At 38.6% G+C, this 20,588-nt stretch carries 20 protein-coding genes and 4 pseudogenes; 14 read left to right on the forward strand and 10 right to left on the reverse strand.

Annotation, left to right across the window (positions count from 1 at the left end; translation table 11 throughout):
• Positions 1-2 precede the first annotated feature (2 nt).
• From FTU06_RS15230 to FTU06_RS15240, 3 genes are all read left to right on the forward strand, one after another.
• A complete protein-coding gene (locus FTU06_RS15230; RefSeq protein WP_070153126.1) occupies positions 3-479 on the forward strand; it encodes a hypothetical protein in 477 nt (158 codons plus the stop codon).
• Positions 480-563: 84 nt separating this feature from the next.
• The gene (locus tag FTU06_RS15235; protein WP_154320137.1) at positions 564-3,803 is read left to right on the forward strand and encodes a type I restriction endonuclease subunit R; all 3,240 of its coding nucleotides are present in this window, start codon (positions 564-566) and stop codon (positions 3,801-3,803) included.
• A 494-nt stretch (positions 3,804-4,297) separates the two neighbouring features.
• Positions 4,298-4,822: a hypothetical protein gene (locus tag FTU06_RS15240; RefSeq protein ID WP_154320138.1), complete on the forward strand. Its 525-nt coding sequence runs from the start codon at positions 4,298-4,300 to the stop codon at positions 4,820-4,822.
• A 49-nt stretch (positions 4,823-4,871) separates the two neighbouring features.
• On the opposite strand, the pseudogene FTU06_RS15245 reads toward FTU06_RS15240, so the two are convergent.
• Positions 4,872-5,180: pseudogene (locus FTU06_RS15245) on the reverse strand (transposase); the annotation flags it as partial.
• A 49-nt stretch (positions 5,181-5,229) separates the two neighbouring features.
• Here FTU06_RS15245 and FTU06_RS15250 point away from each other — a divergent pair.
• The 5 genes from FTU06_RS15250 (at position 5,230) to FTU06_RS15270 (ending at position 10,819) form a co-directional block, all read left to right on the forward strand.
• On the forward strand, positions 5,230-5,658 hold the full coding sequence (locus tag FTU06_RS15250) for a hypothetical protein (protein ID WP_373682995.1): 429 nt from the start codon (positions 5,230-5,232) through the stop codon (positions 5,656-5,658).
• Between the two features lie 23 nt (positions 5,659-5,681).
• Positions 5,682-6,841 (forward strand): IS3 family transposase gene (locus FTU06_RS15255; protein ID WP_154320140.1). Its coding sequence is split into 2 segments (ribosomal slippage): positions 5,682-5,916 and positions 5,916-6,841, totalling 1,161 coding nucleotides; the frame shifts between segments, so codons are not numbered across the junction.
• Positions 6,842-7,197: 356 nt separating this feature from the next.
• Complete coding sequence (locus FTU06_RS15260; RefSeq protein WP_096902756.1) at positions 7,198-8,523, forward strand: ISNCY family transposase; 1,326 nt, start codon at positions 7,198-7,200, stop codon at positions 8,521-8,523.
• Positions 8,524-8,951: 428 nt separating this feature from the next.
• Positions 8,952-9,524 carry a LexA family transcriptional regulator gene (locus FTU06_RS15265; RefSeq protein ID WP_179994476.1) on the forward strand — a complete coding sequence of 191 codons (573 nt, stop codon included), beginning with the start codon at positions 8,952-8,954 and terminating at the stop codon, positions 9,522-9,524.
• Positions 9,521-10,819, forward strand: a complete 1,299-nt coding sequence (locus FTU06_RS15270; protein WP_179994477.1) for a Y-family DNA polymerase — start codon at positions 9,521-9,523, stop codon at positions 10,817-10,819. The genes FTU06_RS15265 and FTU06_RS15270 overlap by 4 nt, the downstream gene beginning before the upstream one ends.
• 253 nt (positions 10,820-11,072) lie before the next feature.
• On the opposite strand, the gene xseB is transcribed toward FTU06_RS15270, so the two are convergent.
• Both xseB and xseA read right to left on the reverse strand, forming a co-directional pair.
• Positions 11,073-11,267 (reverse strand): exodeoxyribonuclease VII small subunit, encoded by a 195-nt coding sequence (gene xseB, locus FTU06_RS15275; protein WP_001058302.1) that lies wholly within the window; start codon positions 11,265-11,267, stop codon positions 11,073-11,075.
• Complete coding sequence (gene xseA / locus FTU06_RS15280; RefSeq protein WP_179994478.1) at positions 11,257-12,525, reverse strand: exodeoxyribonuclease VII large subunit; 1,269 nt, start codon at positions 12,523-12,525, stop codon at positions 11,257-11,259. The genes xseB and xseA overlap by 11 nt, the downstream gene beginning before the upstream one ends.
• Positions 12,526-12,741: 216 nt before the next feature.
• On the opposite strand from xseA, the gene FTU06_RS15285 reads away from it, so the two are divergent.
• Together FTU06_RS15285 and FTU06_RS15290 are read left to right on the forward strand one after the other, a co-directional pair.
• A complete protein-coding gene (locus FTU06_RS15285; RefSeq protein ID WP_096902800.1) occupies positions 12,742-14,046 on the forward strand; it encodes a type II toxin-antitoxin system HipA family toxin in 1,305 nt (434 codons plus the stop codon).
• On the forward strand, positions 14,039-14,317 hold the full coding sequence (locus FTU06_RS15290; protein WP_000361155.1) for a helix-turn-helix domain-containing protein: 279 nt from the start codon (positions 14,039-14,041) through the stop codon (positions 14,315-14,317). Before FTU06_RS15285 ends, FTU06_RS15290 begins: the two co-directional genes overlap by 8 nt.
• A 116-nt stretch (positions 14,318-14,433) precedes the next feature.
• Here FTU06_RS15290 and FTU06_RS15295 read toward each other — a convergent pair whose 3' ends face one another.
• Positions 14,434-14,631, reverse strand: coding sequence for a hypothetical protein (locus FTU06_RS15295; protein ID WP_096902802.1), 198 nt, complete (start codon positions 14,629-14,631; stop codon positions 14,434-14,436).
• A 207-nt stretch (positions 14,632-14,838) separates the two neighbouring features.
• On the opposite strand from FTU06_RS15295, the pseudogene FTU06_RS15300 reads away from it, so the two are divergent.
• Positions 14,839-15,995 (forward strand): annotated as a pseudogene (locus FTU06_RS15300) (IS4 family transposase).
• Positions 15,996-16,038: 43 nt separating this feature from the next.
• Here the strand turns inward: FTU06_RS15300 and FTU06_RS15305 are convergent.
• Both FTU06_RS15305 and FTU06_RS15310 read right to left on the reverse strand, forming a co-directional pair.
• Positions 16,039-16,341, reverse strand: a complete 303-nt coding sequence (locus FTU06_RS15305) for a helix-turn-helix domain-containing protein (protein WP_096902794.1) — start codon at positions 16,339-16,341, stop codon at positions 16,039-16,041.
• Positions 16,334-16,691 (reverse strand): annotated as a pseudogene (locus FTU06_RS15310) (type II toxin-antitoxin system RelE/ParE family toxin). Before FTU06_RS15310 ends, FTU06_RS15305 begins: the two are co-directional and overlap by 8 nt.
• 630 nt (positions 16,692-17,321) lie before the next feature.
• Between FTU06_RS15310 and FTU06_RS15315 the strand changes: the two are divergent.
• The gene (locus FTU06_RS15315; protein ID WP_180009346.1) at positions 17,322-17,849 is read left to right on the forward strand and encodes a hypothetical protein; all 528 of its coding nucleotides are present in this window, start codon (positions 17,322-17,324) and stop codon (positions 17,847-17,849) included.
• 1 nt (position 17,850) lies between these two features.
• Positions 17,851-18,441 carry a hypothetical protein gene (locus FTU06_RS15320; protein ID WP_180009344.1) on the forward strand — a complete coding sequence of 197 codons (591 nt, stop codon included), beginning with the start codon at positions 17,851-17,853 and terminating at the stop codon, positions 18,439-18,441.
• Positions 18,442-18,521: 80 nt separating this feature from the next.
• Here the strand turns inward: FTU06_RS15320 and FTU06_RS15325 are convergent, their stop codons facing one another.
• The 4 genes and pseudogenes from FTU06_RS15325 to FTU06_RS15340 all read right to left on the reverse strand — a co-directional run bounded on the left by FTU06_RS15325 (position 18,522) and on the right by FTU06_RS15340 (position 19,964).
• Positions 18,522-18,815 (reverse strand): type II toxin-antitoxin system RelE/ParE family toxin, encoded by a 294-nt coding sequence (locus tag FTU06_RS15325; protein WP_180147443.1) that lies wholly within the window; start codon positions 18,813-18,815, stop codon positions 18,522-18,524.
• Positions 18,805-19,049 (reverse strand): annotated as a pseudogene (locus tag FTU06_RS15330) (type II toxin-antitoxin system RelB/DinJ family antitoxin). The gene FTU06_RS15325 and the pseudogene FTU06_RS15330 overlap by 11 nt, the downstream one beginning before the upstream one ends.
• A 169-nt stretch (positions 19,050-19,218) precedes the next feature.
• The gene (locus FTU06_RS15335; protein ID WP_004797785.1) at positions 19,219-19,545 is read right to left on the reverse strand and encodes a hypothetical protein; all 327 of its coding nucleotides are present in this window, start codon (positions 19,543-19,545) and stop codon (positions 19,219-19,221) included.
• On the reverse strand, positions 19,542-19,964 hold the full coding sequence (locus FTU06_RS15340) for a hypothetical protein (protein WP_004676061.1): 423 nt from the start codon (positions 19,962-19,964) through the stop codon (positions 19,542-19,544). Before FTU06_RS15340 ends, FTU06_RS15335 begins: the two co-directional genes overlap by 4 nt.
• Before the next feature lie 103 nt (positions 19,965-20,067).
• Here FTU06_RS15340 and FTU06_RS15345 point away from each other — a divergent pair, with 103 nt between their 5' ends.
• Positions 20,068-20,391, forward strand: coding sequence for a hypothetical protein (locus FTU06_RS15345; protein ID WP_180009342.1), 324 nt, complete (start codon positions 20,068-20,070; stop codon positions 20,389-20,391).
• Positions 20,392-20,588: the final 197 nt, after the last annotated feature.

Raw genomic sequence — 20,588 nt, forward strand, 5'->3', positions numbered from 1 at the left:
GAATGATAAAGCGCATGATTCAAATGGGATTTGGCTTGATTGCTGTAGTTAGCTTTGCTGCAACCGTTCAAGCAGCACCGGCTAAATTCAATCATAGCGGCATACAAAAAGGTAAAGTCATAGAAACCTGTTATCACTCTCCTTGTTCAGTCGCCAAGTTTGTCTCTTACAAACAACTGAATAAGACAGCGACTGAATCCAAGATTCAAGTCACCTTGCTGGGCGGTAGTCGTGAGTGGGAAGCCAAGAAAATTGACTGGAATAGATCGCCACATAAAGTCACTGTGAATTGCTCATACCAACGACCAACAGTTCAGATTGGTTCACAAAAGACTCTGATTCCACTCAATGATGGTTTAGGTGTTCCTGGAGTACTGATGGTAGATGCTGAACTCTATCTATATGTTTGCCATAAGTTTGAGGGCGCTATTGAGAATGCTGTGCAGAAGTATGGCTATAACGTGCAGGACGATGAATAAGGTTTCTTAGCTTTACATCATATAAAAAATTAATGAGTCCAGGTTATATGGATAAGTTTAGGGGGAAATAATCAAGTGACTAAGATGACCGAATCAGACATTGAGCTGATGGCGATAGAGCAACTAGAGGGATTGGGCTATACCTATGTGTATGGACCTGAGATTGAATCGAAGGGCACTAACCCTCTACGAAGCTATAAGCAGGTCATCTTGGAAGACAAAGTGCTTGATGCATTACAACGCTTAAATCCTCATTTAAGCCAAGACAAATGTACTGAAGCACTAAAGCAAGTCACCAATATTCAATCCCCTGATCTACTCAGTAATAACCAAGCATTCCACCGACTGCTCACTGAGGGCATTAACATTGAGGTGAGCAAAGAGGGTAACACTCAAGGTGAGTATGCTTGGTTGATTGACTTTGAGAATCCAACCAATAACGAATTCCTTGTCGTCAATCAAGTAACCATCAAAGAAGATCGCTGGACAAGACGACCAGACATTATCTTGTATGTGAATGGCTTACCCTTGGTGGTCATTGAACTCAAGAATGCAACAGACGAGAATGCCACTGTAGAAGGCGCATACAAGCAAATACAGACCTATCAAAGCCAAATCCCTAGCTTGTTTACCTACAATGCTTTCAACGTCATCTCTGATGGTTTAGAGGCGAAAGCAGGTACTGTCTCAGCAGACTACAGTCGCTACATGGCGTGGAAGACAAACAATGGTCAAACCAAAGCCAAGAAGACACAAGCACAGCTAGAAGTCCTGATTCATGGTTTACTGAATCCAGTCACACTACTCGACATGATTCGACACTTCATTGTCTATGAATCAACGAAGCACGAGGATACCAATGGCTTAATCACCATTAAGACCATCAAGAAGATGGCTGCATATCATCAGTACTATGCAGTGAATGCAGCAGTCCTCTCGACTATTCGTGCGTCTGCAGTGAACTCGGACTCGAAATCAGCAGAAGTTGCCATGCAACATCAAGGTAGAAGTAAGCTCGAATTGGTACAGCAACAAGCAGTCGGTGACAAGAAAGCCGGTGTGGTATGGCATACCCAAGGCTCAGGTAAGTCTTTGTCTATGGTTTTCTACACAGGCAAGATTGTCTTGGCTTTGGATAATCCAACAGTCGTTGTGATCACAGATCGTAATGATCTAGATGATCAGCTCTTTGGTACATTCGCTGCATCAAGCCAACTCCTTAGACAAACACCACGACAAGCAGACAGCCGAGAAGAACTCAAAGAGTTACTCAAGGTGGGTTCAGGTGGCGTGATCTTCACCACCATCCAAAAGTTCCAACCGGATGATGGCACTAGCGTCTACGAGCAACTGTCAGACCGAACCAACATTGTCGTGATTGCAGATGAAGCACATCGTTCTCAGTATGGCTTTAATGCCAAGGAAGTCGATGTCAAAGATGAAGATGGCAAGGTTGTCGGTAAACGTACTGTCTATGGTTTTGCCAAGTACATGCGTGATGCACTTCCTAATGCTACTTACCTTGGTTTCACAGGAACACCAATTGAGAAGACGGATGTAAACACACCTGCAGTCTTCGGGAACTATGTAGATATCTATGACATCTCGCAAGCAGTGGAGGATGGTGCAACTGTTCGTATCTTCTATGAAAGCCGCCTAGCTAAGATTGCCATCAGTGAGGAAGGCAAAGAGCTGATTGAAGACTTTGATGACCAGTTTACTGAAGATGACTTAAACCAAACTCAAAAAGAACGTGCGAAGTGGGCAAGAGTCGAAGGTTTGATCGGCAGTAAAGAACGTATCAAAGCCATTGCAAAGGACATCGTAGAACACTTTGAGCAGCGTCTTAAAGCCAATGCAAACCAAGGCAAAGGCATGATCGTCAGCATGTCTCGCAGGATCGCTGTAGACCTTTACAACGAGATTGTAAAGATCAAACCAGAGTGGCACAGTGATGATCTGAATGATGGTGTAATCAAAGTTGTGATGACTGCCTCAGCTTCAGATGGTGAGGTGATTGCTAAACATCACACTACCAAGCAACAGCGCCAACGCTTAGCAGATCGTATGAAAGACAATGATGATAAGCTCAAACTCGTTATTGTTCGTGATATGTGGCTGACTGGTTTCGATGCCCCAAGTATGCACACCCTTTACATCGACAAACCAATGAAAGGTCACAACCTCATGCAAGCGATTGCACGAGTCAACCGTGTCTACAAAGACAAGGCTGGTGGCTTGGTTGTGGACTATCTTGGTATCGCATCTGACTTGAAAGAAGCCTTATCGTTTTACTCAGAAGCAGGTGGTAAAGGTGATCCTGCATTGGTGCAGGATGAAGCTGCAACGATCCTGCAAGAAAAGCTAGAAGTGCTTGATGGCATTTTGCATGGCTTCAACTACCAAGAGTACTTCACTGCAGATACTTCTCGTAAGCTCAACATCATTTTAGAAGCGGAAGAGCATATCCTTGGTGTAGATCAAGGAGAAGGGAAGACTCGCTTCCTGACAGCAGTCACAGCGATGTCACAGGCATTCGCATTAGCTGTACCTCATCCACATGCTATGGAAGCTGCACCAGTGGTGGCATTCTTCCAAGCAGTCAAAGCACGTCTTGCTAAGTTTAGTGATGGTACAGGCAAGATTTCTGGCTTAAGTAATGCTGAGCTTGAAGCCAAGGTAAAGCAAACCATTGACCAAGCTCTAGTCACAGAGCAAGTGGTAGATATCTTCGATGCTGCAGGGATTCAGAAACCAGATATCTCGATTCTCTCTGATGAGTTTATGCAGGAGATGAAAGACTATAAGCATAAGAACATTGCGCTTGAAACACTTAAGAAGTTACTTGGTGATGAGATTAAGGTACGAGAGCAACGCAGTGTCACCCAAGGTAAGAAGCTCATGGATATGTTGATTTCAGCAATTAAGGGTTATCAGAACAAGGTACTTACTGCAGCAGAAGTCATTGATGAACTGATCAAGTTAGCTAAGACAATTCAGGAGTCAGACAAACTGGCTGAAGAACTCAACCTGACTGAATACGAATATGCGTTCTACTCAGCAGTAGCAGACAATGACAGTGCTCGAGAATTGATGCAGAAAGACATATTGAGAGAACTTGCAGTCGTACTCACTGATTCTATTCGTAAGAATGTGACTTTGGATTGGACGATCAAGGAAGCTGCTAGAGCAAAGTTAAGAGTCATCGTGAAGAGATTGCTGAAGAAGTATGGCTATCCACCTGATATGGCTTTATTGGCTACAGAAACTGTATTGGAACAGGCTGAGCAGTTGGCTGAAGAGCTTTCCAGTTCAAAAGAATAGGGTACAGATAGTGTTCAAAAAGACCGCTATATTAACCATAACCAAGGGGGCATTTTTACACTGCTGCTAACAAGGACAACCCTTCACTTATACTAGCTCAAAACTGATCTGACAGTTCCCCGTTTTTTATTGTGCCTGTCAGGTTAAATTTGGGCTAAATTCTTATCAGCCCAAATTCGTTTTCCATTAAGTAAAGTTTCAAATGGGCTTCCTGTTTGACATCTTTTGGGAATAGTTTCGGATATTTTGTTGTTCTAACTTTTCATGATGCTGTTGAATTTAGTCCAGATCTCATAAAACATTGTATAACTGAAACGCTGGAAAACCTATTTAGCAAATTTGGGGTGTAGTTTCCACTTGAAATAATTCAATTAAAAATAAATGTATGTATTTTATTTATTTTTTGATATATTTCAGTTTAACCTAAAAACGACTAGTGATAGTTATAAAAAGTTGTGCTTAGAAGAATCTTTATTATTTTCAGAGGTTTACTTATGAAAAAGTTAGTAATCTTATTATCAATGTCGACGGTTTTTTTATCAGCTTGTGGTAATAAACATGACAAAATGGTTGGCTACTGGCAATTAGAAAATGTGCAAGGAAAGCGCATTATGCAAATTTTTAAAGAGGGTAAAGATAGTTATATTCTTAAAGAAAATGTGGTTGCTCGTAGTAATGTGGTGAATGGTAAAGAGGGAAGTTCTCTCGTATTGGAAAAAAAAGATGATACTTTAGCGGTTAATAATGGTTTAGCTGCTATGCCCTTACATTTATCTGATGATGGTCAAACATTACGTATTTCTAAAAATCAGTACAAAAAAGTAGATGAAAATTTTGTCAATAAAACAATAGAAAATATTAAAGTGTGTCATGAAATTGAAACAGAATATCGGACTAAAGTTAAAGAACTACCTATTTTTACTCGTGACCCTGCAATTCAAGAGCAACGTAAAACGTTGGCTGAGTCAACTACTAAAAAAATGCAAGCCATTGAAGATTGTAAATTTGGTATCTACTGATAATTACACTATTTAATGAGGGTGTAAATAATTCTGTGTAAATGTGGTTTTAAAAATACTTGGTTACACGTTCATCAAACATGATACTAAAACGATTCATGGCAGCTTTCCAATTCTGAATGGGCATCGTCCATTTTTTGCTTGCTGCCATAATCGCTAAATATACCACTTTTTTCACAGATTCATCGGTTGGGAAGATTTTTCTTTTCTTGGTGGCATGGCGAATGACACTGTTCAAGGATTCAATTGCATTGGTGGTATAAATCGCCTTGCGAATGTCCATTGGATAGGCAAAGAACGTGTTGAGATTCGACCAGTTGGCAAGCCATGATTTACTGATTTGAGGATATTTATCGTCTCACTTTTGACCAAATTCATCCAGGGATGACATACAATCGATACAGCGCATCATTATTATTGAAAATGGTGCCATGATGAATAGGGTATTTGATTGGTATATGCAGTTGCCTCTTGAGTGGCAGTCGAGCCTGTTTGTCTATCGTGGGCATGGGGCCAACATTAAAACAGTAGTTAAATTATTAGAACAAGTATCGGATAACTGCTTGTTGGCATTTTATGGTGATCTTGATCCGTATGGGATTAATATTGCCTCTCATTTTTATAAAATACGTCCTTTAGCCCTGATTGTGCCTAGTATCTGGCAGGAGATCACAGTCACTCATATCGACAACAATGTGAATAAATTCTTGAAGCAGATCGTTCAGACTAGGGATATTGCATTTGATCAAGCTGAACCTTTGATTTTAAGAGAGCTATTTCATCATGTTGATCCTAGCCAAAATAATGGACAGTACTTCCCTCTAAAGATAACGTAACGTTAACTTTGGAGATCCAAGAAATGGCCAAACGTTTTAATCCCAAATTTAAACAGCAAGCAATTGATTATGCACTTTCAAACTCACACGAGCCTACAGCTGCAATCGCCCAGAAATTAGGTGTGGGTTATTCAACTTTAGACAAATGGATTCGTGAAGCCAATCCAGTGGGTTCAAGCAAACGTCAACTTTCACCAGAACAACAGCGGATATTGGAATTAGAGAAAGAAGTCAAACAGCTTAGGGAAGTCAATGACATCTTAAAAAAAGCGCATGTGTACTTTCTGACAGATCATGCCAAGAAAAGTACACGGTAATTCAAGATCTGGATGTGAATGAAGTCACTGTATCTTCTGTCTGTAAATGCCTGGGTGTCAGCACTTCAGGCTATTATGCCTGGCGAAAGCGCCAGACCAATCTAGCGCAGAAATATAATGATTTAAAAGCCGTATATTGGCAGCATCATGCACGATTGGGTGCACCTTCATTGGTACATGACATGCATGATTTAGGTTACAGCATGAGCGAACGAACCGTTGGAAGAATGCTTAAAAAGCTTGGTTTACGTAGCAGGATTGCACGTAAATACAAGCATACGACTGATTCAAACCATCGTTTGCCTACAGCACCTAACTTGTTAGATCGTCAATTTACGGTCAATGAACCCAATAAGATCTGGACAACAGATATTACCTATATCCGTACTAAGCAAGGTTGGCTGTATTTATGTGTGATGCTGGATCTATTCAGCCGTCGTATTGTCGGTTGGCAAACCAGCTATCGAATAGACCGTCAATTGGTATGTGATGCGTTTCATTATGCAATGGCTCGTCAGGGGTATCCAATGGGTGTCATGGTACATTCGGACCAAGGCTCACAGTACTGTAGTCGTGATTTTAGGGCGCTATTATTGACGAATAACTGCGTTCAAAGTATGTCACGCAGGGGAAACTGCTGGGATAATGCAGTGACCGAAAGCTTCTTTCATACATTGAAAGTTCATGTGGTCCATGGCAGTGTATTTGCCACTCGAAAAGAAGCGAATGCTGTCTTGTTTGACTATATTGAGATTTATTACAATCGAATCAGAAGACATTCTGCAAACGGCTGTTTAAGCCCAGAAGCCTTTGAACAGAAATATTTCAAGAATTTAGAGGGATTTGTTGTCCACGATACTGTCTAGGATCAAAAACTAGATCACCTACCTGTATATCTTCGATTTTTTTCCAAATTCTCCGTGGTAAATTTAGATCCCTCTGTACACGCACTAGAGTACCCGCAATAAAACACCCAGTAAGTGCTGGTATTTCTTTCAATTTATCACCCATAAAAAATGTCCCCTATTATTTGTTAATGATAATGTATGACTGTTAATTTTTTATCGTTCAAATTCTATTCTATTTAACATAATCAATATTATACGAAATGCTTTTGTAACTCCAAAATAGAAATGTCCGGTTTCTCCAAAGTAAAAATGTCCGCTTTTAGAATATGCGCTGTTGCAATTTTCTTAGCGGACGGTTTGATATGTTGGTGTCTATGTCGGATAAAGAACTTAAACGATTGTCGGTCTTGCAAGAAATCTGTGATCAACGCATAACCCAGCCCCAGGCTGCTCAGCTACTTCATATTTCAGAACGTCAGATCAGACGTTTATTGCAAAAATACAAAACTCAAGGTCCAACTGCATTAGCCCATGCTGCACGTGGCCAAATCAGCAATTCCAGGCTTCCTGAAGAGCTCAGACTCAAGTGCCTCAATCTGGTCGCTGAACAATTCCATGGTTTCGGACCCACTTTAGCGCATGAAAAGCTCACCACCGTTCATGGCTTTGATATTTCAGTTGAAACACTGCGTTCCTGGATGATTGCAGCAGATCTGTGGATTCCTCGCGCCAAGCGCCTGAAACGCCCGTATCAGCCTCGTTACAACCGGGATTGCTTTGGTGAACTGATCCAAATTGATGGCTCACACCATGACTGGTTTGAAGGACGCGCTGCTAAGTGCTGTTTGCTGGTGTTTATCGATGATGCGACAGGAAAATTGCAGCATTTACGCTTCTGTGAATCAGAATCAACCTTTGACTATATGATTTCAACACGTTTATATGTCGAACAGCACGGTAAGCCTTTAGCGTTTTACAGCGACAAACATTCAGTCTTTAGAGTGAATCAAAGCAGCAAGAAAGACACCAAGATTACCCAGTTTGGACGTGTACTCAGCACCCTCAATATCGATATCATCTTCGCCAATTCACCACAGGCCAAAGGCCGTGTAGAACGGGCGAATAGAACGCTTCAGGACCGTCTGATCAAAGAAATGCGCTTGGAAGGCATCTGTTCGATTGAGCAAGCTAATGCCTGGCTACCCTGCTTCATTGAGCAGTTCAATCAGAAGTTCGCCAAGATGGCTTTTAATCCTAAGAATCTACATCGGCCTATCACTGAAACAGCCGAAGAATTAGATGATATTTTTACTTGGCGTGAACCCCGCAGAGTCACCAATAGCCTGACGATTACTTATGATAAATGCGTATATCTCCTGGAAAACACCGAAGAAAATCAAAGGTTGATCGGTAAGTATCTTGAGTTCCTGGAATACCCGGATGGTACTGTAGCCCTCATGCATGATGGCCGAAAGATCAATTACAGCCTCTTCGATAAATTAAGTCAGCTGAATCAGCGAGAGATTGTTGAGAATAAACGGTTGAGTGCTGTTCTGAATCATATCCAACAACAGCATGAAGAACTGGAACAGCAAAACAAACGTAATCGTTCTCAAAAGATGCCAAGCAGACGTGCACAGAAAACAGCGATTGAACAACGAAATCTAAATCCTGTGCTTGACTTGGAAATGTCCATATAGGACATTTCTATTTGGTTATTAGGTAGGACATTTCTACTTGGGAATAACAGCTTTTTAAATTGTGTTATAATTCCATGTGTTGATACTAGTTTTATAGCCCATTCACCCTCGAATGGGCTTTTTTTATGATTGTTCACGTTCCACGATCAATAACTGAACAATGTTCCACAGTTTTATTTAATGTTGCTGAACAATCAATGGATACCAGTAAAGCCCTTTAGGTCTTCTGTTGCTTCAAATATAAAGTCTCTACGATCAAGGATTAGACAATCTTTATTGTGTCGTCTGATTGATCTTGTGGCTTTGCTAATATCATGGCAATCCCAAGATTTGGGATAATACTTTATTAAAGAACGGACAATCTTGTTTTTATATTCTGAGTTTTCTATAATCTTAATTATGTTACATAATCAAGATTGATAATAAAAATGACGCAAAATAAGCATGGTGGTGCACGCAAAGGTTCTGGCCGTCCTTTTGTCTATAACGAACCGACCAAGGTCATTCGGGTGCCAGAGTCTCGTGTATTGGAAATCAAGAAATACCTGAAAAAAAATGACACTCCAAAGTTTAACGATATTTCCTCTATTAGATTGCTTGAGACAAAAACACATTATGAGATTCCTGTTGCTTTGCAAAAAGTGGCTGCAGGCTTCCCTTCCCCTGCTCAGGACTATATCGATAAGACCCTTGATCTAAACGAGTTTCTTATTCAAAACCAACAGGCAACCTTTATCGTTGAAGTGGAATCCTTATCCATGCGTGATGCAGGGATTGATCTGAATGACAAGCTAATCGTTGACCGTAGTATTGAAGCCAAGCATGGGGATATTGTTCTGGCATTGATTGACAATGATTTTACGATTAAACGTTTGATGATTGAGGGTAATCAATGCTGGTTACAGGCGGCTAATCCTGATTTTGCTGATATCCATTTGAAAGATAATCAAACCATGCTGATTTGGGGTGTGGTTACCAGTGTGATCAAGAAGTTCAGATGAGCAGTTACGAGCGGATTTATGCCCTGATTGATATTAACAACTGCTATGTCAGTTGTGAGCGGGTATTTAATCCCAGTCTAAACAATAAACCTGTGATTGTGCTCAGCAATAACGATGGCTGTGCTGTGGCAAGAAGTAATGAAGCCAAAGCGCTGGGCATCAAAATGGGCGTTCCTCTCTTTCAAATACAAGATATTGTTCAGCAACATCAGGTCGTGGTGTTATCCAGTAACTATGCTTTATATGCTGAAATGTCCAAGCGTTTTCATTCAATTTTGGCTAGTTTTGTTGCGCCACATGAACAGGAAATCTATTCAATTGATGAGTGTTTTTTAGACCTGACCAGTTATGCACAAAATTTTGACTTAACTCAGTATGCGCATCACATGAAACAACGATTGTTGGATTGGATTGGCTTACCCGTCTCGATTGGTATCGGTCGTAGTAAAACCGAAGCCAAAATGGCCAACCATCTTGCCAAAAAAAGACAGGGTTTCAAGGGTGTGTGTAACTTACTCAATATGGATTTCCTAGATCAGGAAATGCTTTATTCAGACATTGAGGTCGGTGAAGTTTGGGGCGTTGGTCGTAAGTTAGTTAAAAAACTAAATGCCATGGGAATCTATTCGGTGCTAGATTTAGTGATGCAAGATGCTCATCGCATGGCGAGCCTTTTTTCTGTGGTAATGCAAAGAACAGTATTGGAGCTGCAAGGTGTTTCTTGTATGCAGTTAGATGATGCCCCTCCCCCCAAACAGCAAATCATAGCAAGTCGTTCATTTGGTGAAAAAGTTACCGAGCTAGATGATCTCAAAGAGGCTATGGGCAAATATGTACAGGATGCAGTCATACGTTTACGAGCAGACGCTTCCTTATGTGGATGTGTCATTGCTTTTGTGCAATCGAATCCTTTTGATTCAAAGGTTCCCTATTACAGTAAATCGTTGGCTTTTGAGTTTCCTGAACCGACGGATTGTGTTTTGGATCTGATTAAAACAGCCATGCAACTGCTGGAACACATTTATAAATCTGACGTGAAATATAAAAAGTGTGGTGTAATTCTGACGGATTTAATTGCTAAGCAGCGCTTTACTCCTGACCTGCTGACAGACCACAGCCAGCGTGAAAGTAATGAAAGCCTCATGCAGACTTTAGAAGCGGTAAAGGCGAGATATGGGAAAACTAAATTAGCTGTTGGCAGCTGCTACTTACCACAACGAAAGTGGTCAATGAACCGTACTCATTTGACCCAGAACTATTTTAGCTGGCAGGGATTATTAAAGATCGGCCATTAAATTCATTAGCCCCACCTATTTGGTTTAAGTCAGCTTAATGAAGAACTCGACACATAAGCCGACACAGGCTTGATCTTCAGTCAACCATTTAACAACGTAAGTATGTTGTTTGGGATCCATGTAACACCTATAGAGGAAAAGGTGGTTAGTAATAAAACTCTGCTCAAGCAAATTTATTGGGTTAACTGTCAGTTTTCACCATCTCATGTCCTTTATTTCTAGAACATTCTAGACTTTTCTCGACCTAGAATTTTTATTCTTTAAAGGTGTCATTCAACGCCTGTTGCACAGCATCAATACGTAACTTACAGGCTTTATAGGCAGTCATGGACTCTTCAACGATCGCCATCAGGTTATCAATATCCGGTTCTTCCTGAGATTCAAGAAATTCGGCATTTTTCTTGAGAATTTCATAACCTTTCTTGAAACTTAGTTCTTCATTGTTCATGTGCGTTTACCTGTGTCACGGTGGCATCAATGGTGCCATCCTTAAGTTCAATCTGTAATTCCTGGTCAGTAATCTGCTGGATGGAACGGATAGCTTTGCCTTGGCTACGGACAATTGCATAGCCCTTGGCCATCACATTACGAGGATTCTGTAGCAAGGTTTCCCTCATCAATGACTCCACCTGCTGTGAAGCTAGTTTAATCTGTTGTTGAGCAAGATACTGAGTATCACTTTTAAGCATATCAACGCTACGCTGGGCTTCATTGATCTGGTTCTGTGTCAGAGTTTTGATAGTTTTCAGATACTGATCACTCTGGCTCTGGTAGGTGATCAACTGGTGCTGTGACAGTAGCTTGATGGTCTGCAAAGCAGTACTAACTTCATTGACTCGCTCCACAATCAGGTTACGGATCCCTGCGATCACTTTACTCGGGGTATCAAAGGAACGGTGTGCAATTTCATCCAAAATAGTGCGGTCTTTCTCGTGGCCAATACCGACCCAGATCGGCACAGTTCTTTTACACAGCAGTGCGGCCAGATCATAATCATTCAGGTAAGCTAGGTCATTCACGGCTCCGCCTCCACGGATGATCACAATAAGGTCTGGTGCTATCGAGTAATCTTGAGCCCACTGTCTTAAGGCACTACCCAAAACCTGAATGATGCTGGCAGAAGCCGTATTACCCTGAAAAGTTGCTGAATGATAAACGAAATGACAGACACCAGCCTGAGCCAGGGCATCCGCATCTTTTTTAAAGTCACCTAACCCTGCAGCATTTTCCGGTGCAATGACCAAGACATTCTGAATATCAAAGGGTACCGGCAACTGTTTATTGTTATTGAGCAGGCCTTCCTCAGTCAGTCGCAGCAGAATCTGCTGATAGCGTTTGGCGATGTCTCCTAGAGTAAAGCTAGAGTCGATATCTTCGATATTGACCGAGAAGCCATATTGCGGATCAAATCTAGCTTTGACCTTGATCAGTACATTCAGGTCTTTCGACAGTTCAATACCACTTTCTCGTTCAAACTTTAGAATTATTTTTTGTGCCGTAAATTTCCAAATGGTGCCTTTACAACTAGCGATCACCTTATGGCTTTCTTCATCTTTCTCAGCCAACTCAAGATAATAGTGACCGCCTTTAATACTTAAATTACGGATCTCAGCCTTGACCCACACTGCCCCATCAAAAGTCAGCTGGATGACTTCCTGTACAGTGGCAAGGTATTCACTAAGGCTGAGTTGTTGACGTTCTGACATGATGTAAAGGATAGCTAAAATATAAGGAGGTAAGATTTAACCCAATATTGATCAATTCTACTGCAAATCAGATGAGTTTATTGCAATTTTGAGAAATGTATAAGTTCTTCTTAGACACCTAGAGTGATCATTGAGATTTTTAGTTTAATTATACTTTTATATTAAAATAGATATATAATCAATAAAATCATTATATTTTACTATTTTAATAAAATTATGAAGCAATACTGTACACTGCAAATCTACCAAGACTATGAATGGCATGACTGTGCTTTGGTTGAGGTTACGGATGATCAAAATGCTGGATGGCAGGCAGCTACACGTACATCATATTTGTTCGAATATGCTATTTCATATATGGATCTAAGAGATGGTCATGCGCTTGCTTATGACTTACCGGTGAACGTCCAAAATAGATTGGAATCAACTTGGCCAGCATTTCTTATGGATCTATTACCTCAAGGATACGGTCGCAAAGAATTACTAAGACAGCTTGATTTTTCTGAGAATGTTCAGGAACAAGCGGACTGGGCGCTTTTAAAAGCAGGCGCAGGAAATCCAATTGGGAATCTGCGAGTCAAAGAGGCTCATGAGTGGTTACAGAGTCATTTCCCAAAGCTGCAAAATCAGGGATTTAGCCTAAGCAAAATTATTGAACGTAAAGAGAAGTTTATTGAATCGCTCGCATCTTATGGACTTTTTATTGCCGGTTCATCTGGTATTCAGGGTGAGTGGCCAAAATTGTTGTTAACACAAGGTTATGATGATCTTTTCTATCTAGATCATACTCTTCCAGATGATCAAGTTAAGCAGCATTGGTTGGTTAAATTTAGCCGCGGCAGTGATCAAAATTTGAATAAAATCCTGATGAACGAAGCTTTGTATATGAAAGTCGCTCAGTACTTGCAACTACGTGTACACCGGGATCTTGAGCTACATGGCAAGACTTTGTTTATTCCAAGATTTGATCGCAAAGTAATTAATGGCAAAGTTGAAAGAATTGCTCAGGAAAGCCTTGCATCTCTAGGTGGGAAGGCGGGCTTTGGGGTTAGAATGACCCATAATCAAATATGTACCCTGCTTATGGAGGCTTGTACCGAACCAAAGCAGGAAGTATTTGAGTATTTGAAGCGTGATCTCGCAAATGTTGCCTTAGGCAATAAAGATAACCATACTCGCAATACAGCAATCCAACGCTTCAATAATGGTAAAATTCAGCTCACACCATTATTTGATTATGCGCCAATGTGGTTACATCCTGATGGTATTGCACGTACTACTCGTTGGGAAAGAGATGATCATGGTGGTATGCCACTTTTGAGTTCTGTGATTGAGCAGATAGCTGAAAGCACTTCGATTGATCCACAAGAAATTAAAACTTTATTAATTGAACAGTTACCAATTTATCGGGGACTGTTAGAAAAGATGCAGGCTCTTCAAGTAGCGGATGAAATTCTGGAAAATAGCCAATATCGAATAATCAATATTTGCCAGCAGTTGGAGGAGATCAGCCATGGATAAACGTTTTAAACCATTGACCCCTATTCAACAAATGGAAAAAAGACTATCTGTGCTTGAAACCATCAATAATCATCCAGACTGGTCTTTTTATCAAGTTGCTCGATTTATTCGAACAGAGCTACATTTAACACTGAATGATATGGCTAAAATTACTAAGATTGCGCCACAGACACTGCAAAAAATGGAGCAACCAGGGAGCAATCCTACTTTGAAATCCATGCAGAAATTACTCGATACTTTCGGTTTACAATTACAAATAAAAGTTAAATGATTTTTAATTCTGAGCCATCGGTTTTTCTAAAATCTTATCCGTTTAAGGATACAAAGAGGAAATAAACAGGCTCTAGGTTGTTTTATGATTATTTTTAGACAAACGACTCCAAAACCTTATGTAGCAAGGGTTTTGTCTCTACAGTAATTAATTTGTTTTTGAAAAAATGGAGTAGAGTGTTTGAAATATGAATAATCGAATTCGGTTTCTGTAAGCACAGTAATTTCATCTGCATGTGCTTTATATTCATCTATATTTTCGAGTAATTCATCCTCTGAGAATGGGAGTTTTTTTTGATTTTCAGTGTCGTTCATAGAGTCATATCCTGAGAAGTTATTTAGATCATCATAAACCAGACATTTTTAATGGTGAGAATACAGACACTTTAAATGGTTTCTAACACAAAAAAGGGAGCTTATAGCTCACTGCTGTCCCATAGTTTGATTTAAATAAAAAAACCTGAGTCTGAATCGTTAAAATATAAGTGCGAACCAACACTTTAACGACCAAGGACTCAGGTTTTGTCATATCAGAATACCGTATTTCATCAATTGATTAAACCCATACTCCGACAAGATTTTGAACGTCTTGTTCAAATACATCATGTCGGTCAGAAATTTAGAGCCGCTTCAAGATGGGATCAGTTCATTGCCATACTGATGTCTCAACTTTCCTGCAGACAAAGTCTGCGGGATATTCAATCTAATCTAGAGTGTCAACAAGAAAAGCTGAATGCTCTCGGAGCAAAGTCTATCACCCTCGCAGTACACTGGCTCGAATCAATCAGGAACAGCCTGCAGCCTTGTATGAACAGCTATTTTACACCTTGCTTAAATCTTATGAACACTCAAAAGTAGCTCATAAATTCCGCTTTAAGAATCCCTTATATTCCCTGGATGCCAGCCATATTGATCTGTCATTTTCCTTATGTGAATGGGCCAAAGTGCATGAATCCAAAGCCAGCATGAAACTTAGCGTTGGCTTAAATTACAGCAATACCATTCCTGAATTTGTGGCGCTTGGGGATGGCATTGAAAATGATATGGTACAAGGCAGAGCATTCAAATTTCCTGCTGGCAGTATTGTCGTATTTGACAAAGGATATATTGATTATCAATGGTTTGCCCAATTGACTCATCAAAAGGTCAGTTTTGTCACCCGATTGCGCCCAAAGACAGTTTATCAAGTGAAATCTAGCCGCAGCGTATTAGCATCTAAAGGTATTATTGCGGATGAATGGATTGAATTAAGTAGTGCTTATGCAAAGAAAAGAGGTGCTCCCAAATTATTAAGACGTATAGAATTTTATGATACCGATAAGAACAGGACGTTTGAGTTTCTGAGTAATAACTTTCATCTGGCAGCATTAACGATTGCTGCAATTTATAAAGACCGTTGGAAAGTGGAGCTGTTCTTTAAAGCACTTAAACAGAATTTAAAATTAAAGTCATTTCTAGGCCGAAGCCGTAATGCCATACAAACTCAAATTTGGATCGCGTTAATCGCCTATTTGCTGGTGAGTTTCGCTCAACATCTGGGGAAAGAAGGCTGGACAGTGCAGCGCTTACTCAGAATCATTCAAGTGAATTTGTTTGAAAGAAAAACGTTAAAAGCTTTATTCTCACCCGATAAAATCCCCATTAAACAAGAGGAAGCTTATTTAAGCTTCCTCTTGTGAAAAATTGTGGGACAGCAGTGGCTTATAGCTACCTTTTTTATCGTTACACATTAAATCCTATATGTTTTCCTGTTGGAAGCTCCACATCAATACGGAGCTTACCACCCATTGCCTCAACATACTTTTTCATGGTTGAAATCTTTAAATCATTACCACGATTTTCAATTGCTGAAAGTGATGGCTGTTTTATTCCCAAAGTTTCAGCAAGTTCTTTTTGGGAAATCTCTAACTCTTCTCGAATAAGATGGAGCTGAGTCTCTAACAGTAGCTCATCAGCCATTTTTTTAATACGTGCTTGGCTCTCTGGAGAGCGACTAACCAATAATTCCTGTAAGGTTTTAGCCATTAGATTGTTCTCCTAGGGTTGAGAGATGAAGTTCGTATTGCTGTTCTGCAATGTCCAGCATCTCTTTTATAGAAACGCTTTTTACCGCCTTTATCACCGATGCAAAGCACAATGGCCTGTCGTAATGGATCAAATGCAAAAAAGGCTCTAAGTGGTTTACCTCTATGCTGAACGCGTAGCTCTTTCATATTGGTAAATTTAGAGTCATACACGGTATCCACTAAAGGGCGACCTAAGCTAGGTCCCTGCTGCTGTAGAACGACCAAAGCTGCGAGGACTTTCTCTTGTGTTGATTCATCTTGCTGCTCAAGCCACTCATTAAACAGATCTGTTGTGATGACTGTCCACATATCACAACCAAAATATAGATTATAGTCTATATTTTATAGTGAACTTAGTCAGTTTTCAAATGGTAATAAAAAACCCCGACATCCTGTCGGGGTTTTTCGTGTTTGGTTGCAAGGTATAACTTCTGTCGTACCTAACCATCCTTGTGCTGATCTTTCTTATTCTTGTTGTTTGGAGCTTCCTGCTTTCCTTGACTACATCATAAGAAATAAAGCTTTGATCAGCTAGAAGCAGATTCCTTAAATTACTGTACGTCAAAGCGTACAAAAATGGCTTAAAAATAGCCCCAGAGTTATCCCCATAAATTGTGGATTTTTTTCAGGTTGAAAGCCTTATAGATTGTAGGTGATTTTCTGTTTTGAGTGTTTTTTGAGCAAAAATGTTGGCAAAAAATATCAAAACCGCTCATAAAAAAGCCGACTTGTTTCAAAATCGGCTTTTTGTGCATTTTTAGATTTTTCTGGTTTTATTAAGTATCTGATATTTATATTAATATACAAGTGTATTGCGTATAACCACCATTATGTTAAATGGAATAATTTTTATATATTTAGAAGTGAATCAAAGGAATTTGTTTATAATACTTTTAATATAAGTTACTTACGATTTTTTTCATTAGAAAAGGTAATAATATGTCCACAGGTAAAATTGAAAGAGTTGAACAGTCTAATCTGTTAAATCATGATGCTAATTCAAAATGGCTTCCAATTATTAAAAATCTAAATCCTATGAATGCTATTTCTGAAGCTTATGCCAAAACTTTAGCTTACCGAATTGAAGTGAAACGATTAGATGCTGAAATTACAAGAGTTAATAAACAAGCTGAAATTGCCTTAACTGCCATTGATAAGACATATCAGATAAAAATGGAAGAATTAAGCCATCGAAGAATTGCAATAGAAGGATTTTTTAAAACAGTTCAAGATGAATTACATAATAAACATCTAGAACGAGTAGAAATTTTAAAAATGGCTCAAAATGCACAAAATGCAGCTTTTGACCCTAAATATACTCTTGATGAGAAAAAAATGTATTCAGAAATGCTGATGCAATTGACTGCACAAATCCCTCTTCTTGGTCAAAATGCAAGTGTAGAGTTGGCAAATCTGGTTCAAGCTCTTCCTAAAGTAGAGATCGCATCAAAGTTATTGGAAAATTAATATGTGGTTTATTGTCCCTATTGTTGCTCTAGGTGCAGGCCTAGCATATTTATATAATTCAGTTACTGAGGAAGAAAAACAAGCAGAGGCATCTTGGCAAAGGAAACGTCAAGAGGTTGAACGAACTTTAGATGATCATAATAGAAATATTCGAAATTATTTAGAAAGTAATAGAAGCATATATGAGTATCATAAGATGGTAGATTATCACTATTCTTCGGTACAGATTGCCAATGTTGCTTATGATTTGATGAATAATTCTAAGACTTCACTTAGAGGAATTAATAACCTAATTACAAAGACAAATAAACATAGGAGTGATCTTCAGAAACAAATAGAAGCAGCAAAGGAGGAAGGTAATAAGAACGTGCTTTTTGAAAAAATAGAAGAGATTAAGGTAGTAAATGCTATACGAAAAACGCAATTCGAAGAAAGGGATACTATCAAGAAACAAACTGAAGAGTTTTATCAAAAAGTTAAAGAGTTGAATAATCAAACTTCTAATATTAAAAATAAAATAAAATTAAACTGTGGGCAAAAAGGTCGTGATTGGTATGAACGATTGGAAATGAGAAAGAAGCTGAGAGCATAATTAATATTAGTTAAGATTTCCTAAAATTAACATAATACACGTTATACGAAGCCAAAAATGGGGGCATGCAGCTCCCATTTTTAGTCTTTTATCCGCTTTTTTGCTTCATCATAAACAATGCTATCAGCTCGTTTTCCAACGGTAATTAGCAAAATAACTACCTGATCATCTTTGACCTGGTAAACAAGTCGGACACCAGCTTTTAATAATTTTATTTTATAGCAGCCTGCAAGATCACCTTTAAGCATATTCTTTGGAATATGTGGTTGCTCTATTACCTTAGCTAATTTTTTCTTGAATTGATCTCGTATAGCACTAGGAAGCTTTTCCCATTTTGCAGTGAAGTCCTTATGACGTAAAAGCTTATAAGTCATCTAATGTGACTTCCTCGAACATCTCTTTAGGATCATTAACACGTTTGCTAACAAGAGCTAATAAATCAGCATCTTCCTCTGAGAGTAAAGCTTTTTGTACTGGAAGCTTTCCAGTCGTAGCAATATATTCAAGAATATTAGTAAAGAACTCAGTAGGTGCAATTCCTTGTTCTTTAGGATGGAATAAGACTTTTCTTTAAGGGCTTCATCGACCCTGAAATTAACAGTAGCCATCATTTTCCCATTTATTGAATGCATGAGAATATTGTAATGCAATATGCATTACAAAGATAGTTCGTATAACAACCACTATGTTAAATGGATAGTTGTTTAGTGGGAAAATCAAGTTTTTGAAATTTCAAATTGAAGTTTTTTCGTTCAATTAGTAATTGTAATTTATATTCTATTGAATAACTATTTCATAACTTTTCCTATCATATTTGGCTGCATACGTAGCTACTTCTTGATTAATCTCTTTATGATTTTTATCTAAATATGAAAAGATTATTGAATCCTCATTGTGCCGCTCGTAATTGATGGCGTATTTATATTCTGAATAAGGATAAAGAGTACCTAAGCTATAAGTTTTTTGAGCACTAATATAAGTTACTTTAAGGTCTGTAATTGGATAATCAGTCTGATTTTTAATAAAAATATATCCATCTTTTTCAAATGGCTGGCATCCTATAAGTAGAACTAATGTAAGACAGTAAAATAGGCTATTCTTCATTTTGGTAGTTCTTCAATTGGTCTTATGAGTCGATTAATAACTATAACTTTTGAGGTATCACAGCTATGATCTACTTCAGTTATCCAAGAATAATTATTTTTTTCTAGAGGATAGGATTCTCCGCCTCCATATGCTGCTTTATCACCTAAAAAATAAGTATCCGAATCTACTTTTAGGCTCTTAGTTTCCGTATCCCAATCTAGAGTTTTTGTAGCAAAAATTGGCAGAACTTTAGAGCCATCAGCATGTTCTAGGTATAGGCATTTACCTTCCCTAATAAGCTTAGCTTCACTATAACTTGCATTATCTGCTCCCCCCGTATATTGAATACGTGGAACAACTATATTTGATTCAATTTTTTCTGTAACTGGACTGCAGGCTGCAAGTAAACTTAATAAAATAAATTCTAATCTTTTCATATTAAAGGAATTTTTTGAGAAATTAATAGAGAAATTAAAGCAAATTATTCCAAAAGGCTCTGATTAAAAATTGTTAAAATTAGTAGATATATGAGAGGAAATTATGAAAAATTTTTTATACTTCAATTGCTTATCTTTTATTTTTACTTATTTATCTTTGTTTTATCAGAAATATACATTAGTGGATCGTATAGTTGTAGACAAGCTTGGAAAAGTTAAAGTCATTGGAGGAGGATTTCCCTTACAGTTTTTAGTAGATGGTGAAGTATCTCCAGGTGGGAGTATAGCGCTAGATCCTTTAAATATTATTATAGGAATAGATCAATTTATCTTCTTATATTTTATTTTTGATTATTTGTTCTGGATAAGTGTTTTATTTGCTTTTTACATAATTTTGAAAAGGTACAAACTAAAACAGATTTTCTAAAATTAACATAATACACGTTATACGAATTCCCAAGGCATGGCTTTTAGTCATGCTTTTTTTATCAAAAGAGTATACCTGAATGATAGCGAGCCAAATCGCATACAATATCTATCATTAGACTTAATGCAATAATTAAATGATAGTATTATCATTAATCTAATAGAATTAAGATTAAATGATAGAAATGAATACACGTA

The sequence above is a fragment of the Acinetobacter sp. YH12052 genome, assembly GCF_013419835.1.
GTDB lineage: Bacteria > Pseudomonadota > Gammaproteobacteria > Pseudomonadales > Moraxellaceae > Acinetobacter > Acinetobacter amyesii.

Bases quoted from the DNA above. Each gene is read 5' to 3' on its own strand.
- FTU06_RS15315 (WP_180009346.1), top strand. From the start codon at position 17,322: ATGTCCACAGGTAAAATTGAAAGAGTTGAACAGTCTAATCTGTTAAAT.
- FTU06_RS15235 (WP_154320137.1), top strand. From the start codon at position 564: ATGACCGAATCAGACATTGAGCTGATGGCGATAGAGCAACTAGAGGGA.
- FTU06_RS15335 (WP_004797785.1), bottom strand. From the start codon at position 19,545: ATGAAGAATAGCCTATTTTACTGTCTTACATTAGTTCTACTTATAGGA.
- xseA (WP_179994478.1), bottom strand. From the start codon at position 12,525: ATGTCAGAACGTCAACAACTCAGCCTTAGTGAATACCTTGCCACTGTA.
- FTU06_RS15295 (WP_096902802.1), bottom strand. From the start codon at position 14,631: ATGAACGACACTGAAAATCAAAAAAAACTCCCATTCTCAGAGGATGAA.
- FTU06_RS15320 (WP_180009344.1), top strand. From the start codon at position 17,851: ATGTGGTTTATTGTCCCTATTGTTGCTCTAGGTGCAGGCCTAGCATAT.
- FTU06_RS15260 (WP_096902756.1), top strand. From the start codon at position 7,198: ATGTCGGATAAAGAACTTAAACGATTGTCGGTCTTGCAAGAAATCTGT.
- FTU06_RS15270 (WP_179994477.1), top strand. From the start codon at position 9,521: ATGAGCAGTTACGAGCGGATTTATGCCCTGATTGATATTAACAACTGC.
- FTU06_RS15240 (WP_154320138.1), top strand. From the start codon at position 4,298: ATGAAAAAGTTAGTAATCTTATTATCAATGTCGACGGTTTTTTTATCA.
- FTU06_RS15340 (WP_004676061.1), bottom strand. From the start codon at position 19,964: ATGAAAAGATTAGAATTTATTTTATTAAGTTTACTTGCAGCCTGCAGT.
- xseB (WP_001058302.1), bottom strand. From the start codon at position 11,267: ATGAACAATGAAGAACTAAGTTTCAAGAAAGGTTATGAAATTCTCAAG.
- FTU06_RS15305 (WP_096902794.1), bottom strand. From the start codon at position 16,341: ATGGCTAAAACCTTACAGGAATTATTGGTTAGTCGCTCTCCAGAGAGC.
- FTU06_RS15285 (WP_096902800.1), top strand. From the start codon at position 12,742: ATGAAGCAATACTGTACACTGCAAATCTACCAAGACTATGAATGGCAT.
- FTU06_RS15345 (WP_180009342.1), top strand. From the start codon at position 20,068: ATGAAAAATTTTTTATACTTCAATTGCTTATCTTTTATTTTTACTTAT.
- FTU06_RS15265 (WP_179994476.1), top strand. From the start codon at position 8,952: ATGACGCAAAATAAGCATGGTGGTGCACGCAAAGGTTCTGGCCGTCCT.
- FTU06_RS15290 (WP_000361155.1), top strand. From the start codon at position 14,039: ATGGATAAACGTTTTAAACCATTGACCCCTATTCAACAAATGGAAAAA.
- FTU06_RS15230 (WP_070153126.1), top strand. From the start codon at position 3: ATGATAAAGCGCATGATTCAAATGGGATTTGGCTTGATTGCTGTAGTT.
- FTU06_RS15325 (WP_180147443.1), bottom strand. From the start codon at position 18,815: ATGACTTATAAGCTTTTACGTCATAAGGACTTCACTGCAAAATGGGAA.